The organism is Kitasatospora sp. MY 5-36, assembly GCF_001182915.1.
Lineage (GTDB): Bacteria > Actinomycetota > Actinomycetes > Streptomycetales > Streptomycetaceae > Kitasatospora.
In genome coordinates this window covers 1-9526 of sequence record NZ_LFVW01000459.1, presented here as the reverse complement: position 1 = coordinate 9526, position 9526 = coordinate 1, and the positions used below count along the sequence as shown (strand labels likewise).

Genomic DNA, 9526 nt, shown 5'->3' with positions numbered 1-9526 from the left:
ATCCTGGTGAAGCGGGCCCGGTACGTGCTGGAGGTGTGCGGCCGCGCGTCCTCCGAGCTGGACGGGCTGGACGCGGTGCTGGACCGGCAGCAGGAGGCGGCGGACGCCGCCGTCACCGCCGCCACCGCGGCGCGCACCCCGCGGATCACCCCGGCGACCGCGTACGTGCTGGGCGTGGTGCACGCCGACCAGCGGCTGGAGGTGGAGTCGGCGCGGTACGCCGTCGGCCGCCGCTGGCCGGACCTGCCGCCCGGCCCGGACGGCTGGCTGGAGCTCGTCCCGGCCGACGCCTGGGGGCACTCCGTCGCACCCCGGACGGTCTGAGGTGGGCGAGCGCCCCCGCACCGGCCGGGCGGCGGCCGGTGCGGGGCACGGCCCGGTGATCCTGGCGGCGGGCGCGGTGCTGTGGCTGCCGGGCCGGCCGAAGAAGAGCGGCCGGCTGGGGCGGCCGCGGATCGCGCTGGTCCACCGGCCCAAGTACGACGACTGGAGCCTGCCGAAGGGCAAGCTCGAAGCCGGTGAGGGGATGGCCGAGGCGGCGCTGCGCGAGGTCCGGGAGGAGACCGGGTTCCACTGCCTGCTGGGCCCGGAGCTGCCCACCCAGCACTACCGGGTGCAGGGCCGTCCGAAGGAGGTCCGCTACTGGGCGGCGGTGCCGTCGAGCGGGTCCTTCCGGCCCAACCGGGAGGTGGACCGGCTGGACTGGCTGCCGGCCGGGAAGGCGCGCGCACGGCTCACCCACGACCAGGACCGGCTGCTGGTCGACGCCCTGCTGGCGGTCCTGGGGGCGGAGCCGGTGCGGGCCGCGGGGGCCGGGCCGGTGAAGGAACGGTGGAAGTGATCTCGTCGCGCCCTCCCCGTGACGCAACCGTTACTACCTGACGTAGTTTCCTGTCATCCGTTCGAGGTTCACTCGCCGTTCACTTGCGACCGGCTGTCGTGTCACTTACCCGGCCTAACTTCGGGACCACCGGAGGGCCGCACGGGCCCCGGACCACAGCAAAACCCGCGCTGGGCCGTACGCGTACGGCGCACGCCAAGGGCAATGCCACAGAAAGGGACACCCCTGTGAAGCTCCAGCGGAACGGCCGCTCCAAGGCCCTCGCGATCGGTGCCATGGCGCTCGTCAGCTCGCTGTCGCTCGCCGCCTGCGGGTCGGACAACAACAACAACACGACCGCGTCCGGTGGCTCCAACGGCTCCGCCGCGACCAGCGCGATCAACTGTGGCAAGGCCGGTTCGCTGATCGCCGCCGGTTCGACCGCGCAGACCGCGGCGATGGACGTCTGGAAGACCAGCTTCGCCGCCGCCTGCTCCGGCAGCACGATCAACTACCAGGGTGGCGGCTCCGGTGCCGGCATCCAGCAGTTCAACCAGGGCAAGATCCAGTTCGCCGGCTCCGACTCGGCCCTCAAGCCGGCCGAGGTCGACGCCTCCAAGGCGGTCTGCACCGGCGGCCAGGGCATCGACCTGCCGATGGTCGGCGGTCTGATCTCGCTGGTCTACAACGTCGACGGCGTCGACAACCTGGTCCTGGACGGCCCGACCTCCGCCAAGATCTTCGACTCGCAGATCACCAAGTGGAACGACCCGGCGATCGCCGCCCTGAACCCGGGCGCCAAGCTGCCGGACGCGGAGATCCAGACCTTCCACCGCTCGGACGACGCCGGCACCACCGAGAACCTGACCAAGTACTTCGCCGCCGCCGGCGGCGGCGCCTGGACCTACCCGGCCGGCAAGGCCTGGGCGGCCAAGGGCGGCCAGTCGGCCAACGGCAGCGCCGGCGTCTCGGCCCAGGTGAAGCAGGTCAAGAACTCGATCAGCTACGTCGAGCTGGCCTACGCCCAGACCAACAGCCTGAAGAGCGCCGACATCAACACGGGCGCCTCCAAGCCGGTCGCGGCCACCGCCGAGAACGCCGCCAGCACCATCGCCAAGGCCCAGGCCGCCGGCACCGGCAGCGACCTCGCGCTGAAGCTCGACTACGCGACCAAGGACGAGGGCTCCTACCCGCTGGTCCTGATCACCTACGAGATCGTCTGCGACAAGGGCAACAAGGCCGAGACCCTCGACACCCTGAAGTCCTTCCTGACCTACACGGCCAGCGACGCGGGCCAGAAGGCCGTCGGCGAGAAGGGCTACGTCCCGCTGCCGAAGGCCGTGACCGACAAGGTCAACGGCGTCATCGCGACCCTGGCCTGACCCGACAGGACCCCCGGTGGGGCGGCCCCGTGAGCGAGGGGGGCCGGGGCCGCCCCACCGGAACGCACCACACCCAGCACCACGTCCGGGGCACCGCCGCCATGGTGCCGTTCCCCCTTCCGGGGCGGCACCACCAGACCGGAGTAGACCAATGACTTCATCCTCCCCTGCCGCCCCGCGAGGCAGGGAACGCCGGCCGCGCGACAGCCGGGTCGGCGACAAGATCTTCATGAACCTCGCCCGGGGCTCGGGCATCCTGCTGCTGGTCATCATGGCCGCCATCGCGGCGTTCCTGACCTGGCGGTCGGTCCAGGCCCTGAGCACCAACGAAGGCAACTTCCTCACCTCCTTCGAGTGGACGCCGGACGCCCCGAAGCCCGTCTTCGGCATCGCCGTCCTGGCCTTCGGCACCATCGTCAGCGCCGTCATCGCGATGGCGATCGCCGTCCCGGTGGCCATCGGGATCGCGCTGTTCATCTCGCACTACGCGCCGCGCCGGATCGCCCAGCCGTTCGCCTACCTGGTCGACCTGCTCGCCGCCGTCCCCAGCATCGTCTACGGCCTCTGGGGCGCGCTCTTCCTCGTGCCGCACATGGACGGTCTGACCAGCTGGCTCAACGAGTACCTGGGCTGGACGTACATCTTCGACCAGACCAGGACCGGCACCCCGCGCAACCTGTTCACCGTCGGCATCCTGCTGGCGATCATGGTCCTGCCGATCATCACCGCGGTCTCCCGCGAGGTGTTCCGCCAGGTGCCGCGGATGCACGAGGAGGCGGCGCTCGCGCTCGGCGCGACCCGCTGGGAGATGATCCGCACCGCGGTGCTGCCGTTCGGCCGCCCCGGCATCATCTCGGCCTCGATGCTCGGCCTCGGCCGCGCGCTCGGCGAGACCATCGCGGTCGCGGTGGTGCTGTCCGCCAGCAACGTCCTGTCGCTGCACATCCTCGACGCCGGCGGCGGCACCTTCGCGCAGAACATCGCGCTGAAGTTCGCCGAGGCCGGGGACAACGGCCGCAACGCGCTGATGGCCTCCGGCCTCGTCCTGTTCGTCATCACCCTGCTGGTGAACGGTGCCGCGCGACTGATCATCGCCCGCCGCAAGGAGTACTCGGGGGCCAACGCATGACCGTCACCGCGCTCGTCGAGGACGCCCGGCCCGTCGGCCGTCCGCTGACCGCCAACCGCCTGCCCAAGTGGGCCCCGGCCGCCGTCGCCGCCGGCTCGATCGCCCTCGGCTGCGGGATCGGCGCGGTCGGCGGGCTGGCCAGCCACCTCCAGTGGGGCCTGATCTCGGGCCTGCTCTTCCTCCTGATCAGCTACACCCTCTCGGCCCAGGTCGAGGGCCGTCGGCAGGCCAAGGACCGGTTCGCCACCTCGGTGGTCTGGGTCGCCTTCATCCTGGCGGTCGTCCCGCTGGTCGCCCTGACGGTCTACACCGTCCAGCAGGGCATCCACGTGGTCGACGGGAACTTCCTGGGCCACTCCATGAAGGGCGTGATCCAGTCCGGGCCCGGCGGCGGCATCTACCACGCGCTGATCGGCACCCTGGAGCAGGTCGGCCTGGCCACCGCCATCGCCGCCCCGATCGGTCTGCTGACCGCCGTCTACCTGGTCGAGTACGGCCGCGGCACGCTCGCCAAGGCGGTCACCTTCTTCGTCGACGTCATGACGGGCATCCCGTCGATCGTCGCCGGTCTGTTCATCCTCTCGATCTGGAACCTCGCGCTGGGCTTCAGCTACTCCGGCTTCTCGGGCAGCCTCGCACTGGCGATCCTGATGATGCCGGTCGTGGTCCGGTCCACCGAGGAGATGCTCAAGCTCGTCCCGAACGAGCTGCGCGAGGCCTCGTACGCGCTCGGCGTGCCGAAGTGGAAGACCATCCTGCGGATCGTCCTCCCCACCGCGATCGGCGGCATCACCACCGGTGTGATGCTCGCGGTCGCCCGCATCACGGGCGAGACCGCCCCGGTGATGATGCTGGTGTTCGGCGCCGACTCCATCAACAACAACCCGTTCGAAGGCCCGCAGCAGTCCCTGCCGATGTACATCTGGCAGCAGTACTCGCAGGTCAACAACGACTTCGGCTACGCCCGTGCCTGGGGCGCGGCGCTGGTGCTGATCGCCTTCGTGATGGGGCTCAACCTCATCGCCCGGGGCATCGCGCGCTGGCGCTCGCCCAAGGGCGGGCACTGAGCGACCGACTGACGTACGAGACAGACGAGAGAAGCAACGATCATGGCCAAGCGCATCGACGTCAGCGGACTGTCGGCCTTCTACGGCACCACCAAGGCCATCGAGGACATCTCGATGAGCATCGAGCCCCGCTCGGTGACAGCCTTCATCGGCCCCTCCGGCTGCGGCAAGTCCACCTTCCTGCGGACCCTCAACCGGATGCACGAGGTGATCCCCGGCGCCCGGGTCGAGGGCAAGGTCCTCCTGGACGACGAGAACCTGTACGCCTCCAACGTCGACCCGGTCGCCGTGCGCCGTTCGGTCGGCATGGTCTTCCAGCGCCCGAACCCGTTCCCGACCATGTCGATCTACGACAACGTGATCGCCGGTCTCCGGCTCGCCGGCGTGAAGAAGAAGGCCGTGCTGGACGAGGTGGTGGAGCGCTCGCTGAAGGGCGCCAACCTCTGGAAGGAGGTCCACAACCGGCTGAACAAGCCGGGGGCCGGCCTCTCCGGCGGTCAGCAGCAGCGCCTGTGCATCGCCCGCGCCATCGCGGTCGAGCCCCAGGTCCTGCTGATGGACGAGCCCTGCTCCGCGCTCGACCCGATCTCCACCCTCGCCATCGAGGACCTGATCGGCGAGCTGAAGGAGCAGTTCACCATCGTCATCGTGACCCACAACATGCAGCAGGCGGCCCGCGTCAGCGACCGCACCGCCTTCTTCAACCTGGCCGGCGTCGGCCAGCCGGGCAAGCTGGTCGAGCTGGACGACACCCAGCGGATCTTCTCCAACCCGCAGGTCCAGGCGACCGAGGACTACATCTCCGGCCGCTTCGGCTAGACCGGCCCCGTCACGGGCGGCGCCCCGGCGCCGAGCGGCGTGACGGACCGCGAGCTGTCCCGTGGTGCTGCATGGCGGTGCCGCCACGGGGCATGGAAAAGGGCCCGCCCCCGAGATGTGGGGGCGGGCCCTGTCCGTTCGTGCGTCCTGCTCCGCGCGTCCTGCTCCGTGCGTCCCGCGGGGCCGTCAGCCCCAGAACAGGTGGGCGAACCAGTACACCAGCGCCGCGACGAGCGCGGCCGCCGGCATCGTGATGAACCAGCCGAGCACGATGTTCTTCGCGACGCCCCAGCGCACCGCGCGGATCCGCTTGGTGGCCCCCGCGCCCATGATCGCCGCGGTGATCACGTGGGTGGTGGAGATCGGCGCCTTGAAGACGAACGAGGTGACGTACATGACCGTGGCGGCGGTGGCCTCGGCGGCGAAGCCCTGCGGCGGGTCCAGCTCGATGATCTTGCGTCCGAGCGTCCGCATGATCCGCCAGCCGCCCGCGTAGGTGCCCAGCGAGAGCATGGTCGCGCAGGAGATCTTCACCCAGACCGGGATCCCGTTGCCGGACTGGTGGCCGGAGATGGTGAGCGCCATCACCACGATGCCCATGGTCTTCTGGGCGTCCTGGAGACCGTGCGCCAGCGCCATCGCGGCGGCCGAGGCGGTCTGGGCGACCCGGAAGTTGCGCTTGGCCTTGTGCGGGTTGGCCCGGCGGAAGATCCACAGGATCGCCAGCATCACCAGGAAGCCGCCGACCAGGCCGACCACCGGCGAGACGATCATCGGGATGACGATCTTGTCGAGGACCCCGCTCCAGATCACGTCGATGCCGCCGGCCATCGCCGCGCCCACCATGCCGCCGAACAGCGCGTGCGAGGAGGAGGACGGCAGGCCGAAGTACCAGGTGACCAGGTTCCAGGCGATCGCCCCGACCAGGGCGGCGAACAGGATCACCATGCCCTTGTCGCCGGTGGGGGTCTCGATGATCCCCTTGGAGACGGTGTGCGCCACGCCGCTGCCGAGGAACGCGCCGGCCAGGTTCATCACCGCGGCCATCGCCAGCGCCGCCCGGGGGGTGAGCGCCCGGGTGGAGACCGAGGTGGCGATCGCGTTCGCCGAGTCGTGGAAGCCGTTGGTGTACGTGAAGAAGAACGCAACGCCGACGACGGCGATGAGTGCTGCCATGTCCACGAGGGTCAGGACTCCTTGACGGCGATGGTCTCCACCGTGTTGGCGACGTGTTCGAACGCGTCCGCCGCCTCCTCAAGGACGTCCACGACCTGCTTGAGCTTGAGGACCTCGATGGCGTCGTACTGACCGGAGAACAGGTGGGCGAGCAGCTTGCGGTGGATCTGGTCGGCCTGGTTCTCCAGCCGGTTGACCTCGATCCAGTACTCGGTGAGGTTGGACATGCTGCGCAGGTTCGGCATCGCCTCGGCGGTGAGCTCCGCGGCGCGCGCCAGCACCTCGATCTGCTGCTCGATGCCCTTCGGCAGGGTCTGGATGTCGTAGAGGACGACCAGGTCGACGGCCTCCTCCATGAAGTCCATGATGTCGTCCAGCGACGAGGCGAGGCTGTAGATGTCCTCGCGGTCGAAGGGCGTGATGAAGGACGAGTTCAGCTGGTGGAAGACGGCGTGGGTGGTGTCGTCCCCGGCGTGCTCGGCGGCGCGCATGCGCTCGACGATCTCCGCACGGGCCGACACGTCTGATCCCAGCAGCTCCAAGAGGAGCTTCGATCCGACGACGAGGTTCTCCGCCGCGGCGGCGAACATGTCGTAGAAGCTCGTCTCCTTCGGGGTCAGGCTAAAACGCACGGAAATCTCCGATGTGCGGGGTAGGGACTGAACGATGCTAGGTGCAACCAAGCGCAATCACGCAAACGGGGGGCCGGGGAAGGAGCCGGAAGCTCCCCTTCCGTTCGGCTGCCGCACCGGCTGATCCGGACCGCACCGCCACGTGCGGACTGGAGCCCTCAGTCTGACGGAACCTCGCCCGGATTGTCCCCGTCGTGCGTACGGAAGACCGGGGCGCCGCTCAGACGGGTGAACCGCCGGCCACCCCCGCTCCCGGCCCCGCGGCACGTGCCGGGTCGGCCGTCGGAACACCACGGAGGGCCCCGGTGTTGGACACTGGTGGCCGACGCAGCCACCAGGCACTGAGACGAAGGCGGGGCCGATGACCACCACGCAAGCGCGCACCGAGCCGGAGCACGCGCAGGGGACCGACCCGCACGCCGGCCACGCCCCGGCCGGGCACCACGGCCCGCACGGCTACAGCGCGCAGAAGGACGCCCACCTCAAGCGGCTGCGCCGGATCGAGGGCCAGATCCGCGGCCTCCAGCGCATGGTGGACGAGGACGTCTACTGCATCGACGTGCTCACCCAGGTCTCGGCCGGCACCAAGGCGCTGCAGTCCTTCGCGCTCTCCCTGCTGGAGGAGCACCTGCGGCACTGCGTCGCCGCGGCCGCCGAGGAGGGCGGCGCCGAACTGGACGCCAAGGTGGCCGAGGCCACCGCCGCGATCAGCCGCCTGCTGCGCAGCTGAGCCGCCGGCCGTCCGCCGCTCCGGGGCCCGCCGCGCGGGCCCCGCTAGCCGTCGGCCTCCCGGTCGGCCTGCCCGGGTTCGCTCCGGTCCAGCAGCACCTCGTCGATCCGCTCGGTCGGCAGCCGGTCGCCGGAGCTGGCCGTCGCGGCGATCATCAGCTCCCCGGCCAGATCGATCTCGTCGAGGGCCGCGTCGTCGTGGCCGCCGCTGCGGCCGCCCGTGGACGACACCACCTGCACCACCCCTTCAGTGCCTCGCCAGCCCGGGCGGCAGCCACCCGGAGCCCAGCCTAGGCACTCCGGGGCCCGTCCACATGGCACGGACGGGCCATCTCGGCACCGCCGAAACGGGTGGCCGCCGCTCCCCGGACGGCCACCCGCCCCGGCCGCACCCCGTCTCGCCCCGGCCGCCCGGGAGCATCGGACCCGCCCTACTTCGGGCTCTCCGTGGGCTTCATCTGGTAGATGTCCGAGGCCGCGGGCTCGGCCGCCTCCACCGGCTTGCCGAAGTCCGCCAACGAGGTCGTCGACGTCACCTTCACCTGGTCCTTGGGCTCCTTCGACCCGGCCACCCCGGCGAAGGTGAACACCTCGACCACCTTGCGCAGCCGGCCCTGGTCGTCCAGCCAGGCGTCGTACGGGACCTCCTTGACGGTGAAGGTCTGCGCGCCCGTCCGCAGGCCGTCCCCGCCCCGCCCGCCGGTCGCGTCGGCGGCCTTCGCCAGGTCCAGGGTGCCCCGGTAGTGGTGCAGCGCGACGCCGTCGACGGTCTCGGTGCCCACCGCCTCCGCCTTCTGCGCCCCGCGCAGCGCCCCCGCCGCCGAGGCCGGGTCGGTGGCGCCGCTGCTGACCAGGTTGCCGTCCGGCAGCTGACGCACGTCCAGCTTGACCCACTTGCCCTCGGGGACCTTGGCGCCGCTGTTCTGGAGGTAGACGGTGCCCGGCAGGACCACCTCGACGATCTTCCCGGTGGTCGCCGCGCCCGGCGGCACCTGGACCTCCAGCCGGCCGATCCGCTTGACGTAGTCGTAGCCGCCCGTGCCGCTGAACGAGGCCTTCTTCTCGGCGGACTCGGTGACCAGCTCCGTCGCGGTGTGCGCGGAGCCGGTGCGGCCGGTGATGTCGGCGGCGTTGCGCACCGCCGTCAGCGGGTCCGCGGCGAGCTGGTCGGGCGCGGCCGACTGCTGGTCGGAGGAGCCGTCGACGGATCCTCCGGAGCAGCCGGCGGCCCCCGCCGCCAGGGCGGCGGCGAGCAGGGCGGCCCCGGCCGCCGAGCGCAGGTGCGGACCCGGCCGGCGTGCCGGCCGTCCGGTGCGCTGCTGGTCGGTCATCTTCATCCTCGCGACAACCCCCTCGGGCCCGACTGCCCCGCCGGACACCACCGGTGGGCAGAGCTCTTTCCGGGCAAACGAGTTGGGGCGCGAAGGGTTACGGGGCCGGTACCGCCGGAGCGTCGCGCGGGAGGCGTCCGGCGCGTTACGGTGAACCACGTGCACAGTGAGCTGCCGGTCGCACCCGGCACCACCAGGATGCCCGAACACCGCCTCGTGATCAGCGAGCGCGGCTCCTTCGCCTTCGCGACCTGCAGCTGCGGCTGGTACTCCCCGGCCCGCCGCTCGCGCGACCTGGCCCGCCGTGAGGGGGCCGACCACCTCGCCGGGAACGGCGCCGAGCCGGACTGACCGCCTGGACCGCTTGGCCGCGTCCGCCCGCGGGCTCAGGCCGCGAGGTCGGACTCCGGCGGCTGCTCCCCGGCCCGCACCGCCCCGCGC

At 71.2% G+C, this 9526-nt stretch carries 11 protein-coding genes and 1 pseudogene; 8 read left to right on the top strand and 4 right to left on the bottom strand.

What is annotated here, in order from left to right; translation table 11 throughout:
- The 6 genes and pseudogenes from AE652_RS48495 to pstB form a co-directional block, all read left to right on the top strand.
- Positions 1–324, top strand: a pseudogene (locus AE652_RS48495) (hypothetical protein); the annotation flags it as partial.
- A gap of 1 nt (position 325) precedes the next feature.
- On the top strand, positions 326–841 hold the full coding sequence (locus AE652_RS26825; RefSeq protein ID WP_049655980.1) for an NUDIX hydrolase: 516 nt from the start codon (positions 326–328) through the stop codon (positions 839–841).
- 227 nt (positions 842–1068) lie between these two features.
- Positions 1069–2202, top strand: coding sequence for a phosphate ABC transporter substrate-binding protein PstS (gene pstS / locus AE652_RS26820; protein ID WP_049655979.1), 1134 nt, complete (start codon positions 1069–1071; stop codon positions 2200–2202).
- 151 nt (positions 2203–2353) lie between these two features.
- Positions 2354–3331 (top strand): phosphate ABC transporter permease subunit PstC, encoded by a 978-nt coding sequence (gene pstC, locus AE652_RS26815; protein ID WP_049655977.1) that lies wholly within the window; start codon positions 2354–2356, stop codon positions 3329–3331.
- Entirely contained in the window at positions 3328–4398 is a 1071-nt protein-coding gene (gene pstA / locus AE652_RS26810) for a phosphate ABC transporter permease PstA (protein ID WP_049655976.1), read from the top strand. The genes pstC and pstA overlap by 4 nt, the downstream gene beginning before the upstream one ends.
- Positions 4399–4440: 42 nt before the next feature.
- The gene (pstB, locus tag AE652_RS26805) at positions 4441–5217 is read left to right on the top strand and encodes a phosphate ABC transporter ATP-binding protein PstB (protein ID WP_049655974.1); all 777 of its coding nucleotides are present in this window, start codon (positions 4441–4443) and stop codon (positions 5215–5217) included.
- Positions 5218–5403: 186 nt separating this feature from the next.
- Here the strand turns inward: pstB and AE652_RS26800 are convergent, their stop codons facing one another.
- Both AE652_RS26800 and AE652_RS26795 read right to left on the bottom strand, forming a co-directional pair.
- Complete coding sequence (locus tag AE652_RS26800) at positions 5404–6399, bottom strand: inorganic phosphate transporter (RefSeq protein ID WP_049655972.1); 996 nt, start codon at positions 6397–6399, stop codon at positions 5404–5406.
- A 5-nt stretch (positions 6400–6404) separates the two neighbouring features.
- Positions 6405–7025 (bottom strand): DUF47 domain-containing protein, encoded by a 621-nt coding sequence (locus AE652_RS26795; RefSeq protein WP_030059626.1) that lies wholly within the window; start codon positions 7023–7025, stop codon positions 6405–6407.
- 361 nt (positions 7026–7386) lie between these two features.
- Between AE652_RS26795 and AE652_RS26790 the strand changes: the two genes are divergently transcribed.
- On the top strand, positions 7387–7755 hold the full coding sequence (locus AE652_RS26790) for a metal-sensitive transcriptional regulator (protein WP_049655968.1): 369 nt from the start codon (positions 7387–7389) through the stop codon (positions 7753–7755).
- A gap of 44 nt (positions 7756–7799) precedes the next feature.
- Here AE652_RS26790 and AE652_RS26785 read toward each other — a convergent pair whose 3' ends face one another.
- Entirely contained in the window at positions 7800–7988 is a 189-nt protein-coding gene (locus tag AE652_RS26785; RefSeq protein ID WP_049655983.1) for a hypothetical protein, read from the bottom strand.
- A gap of 197 nt (positions 7989–8185) precedes the next feature.
- Positions 8186–9085 carry a hypothetical protein gene (locus AE652_RS26780; protein WP_049655966.1) on the bottom strand — a complete coding sequence of 300 codons (900 nt, stop codon included), beginning with the start codon at positions 9083–9085 and terminating at the stop codon, positions 8186–8188.
- 159 nt (positions 9086–9244) lie between these two features.
- On the opposite strand from AE652_RS26780, the gene AE652_RS26775 reads away from it, so the two are divergent.
- Positions 9245–9436, top strand: coding sequence for a hypothetical protein (locus AE652_RS26775; protein ID WP_143204767.1), 192 nt, complete (start codon positions 9245–9247; stop codon positions 9434–9436).
- Positions 9437–9526: the final 90 nt, after the last annotated feature.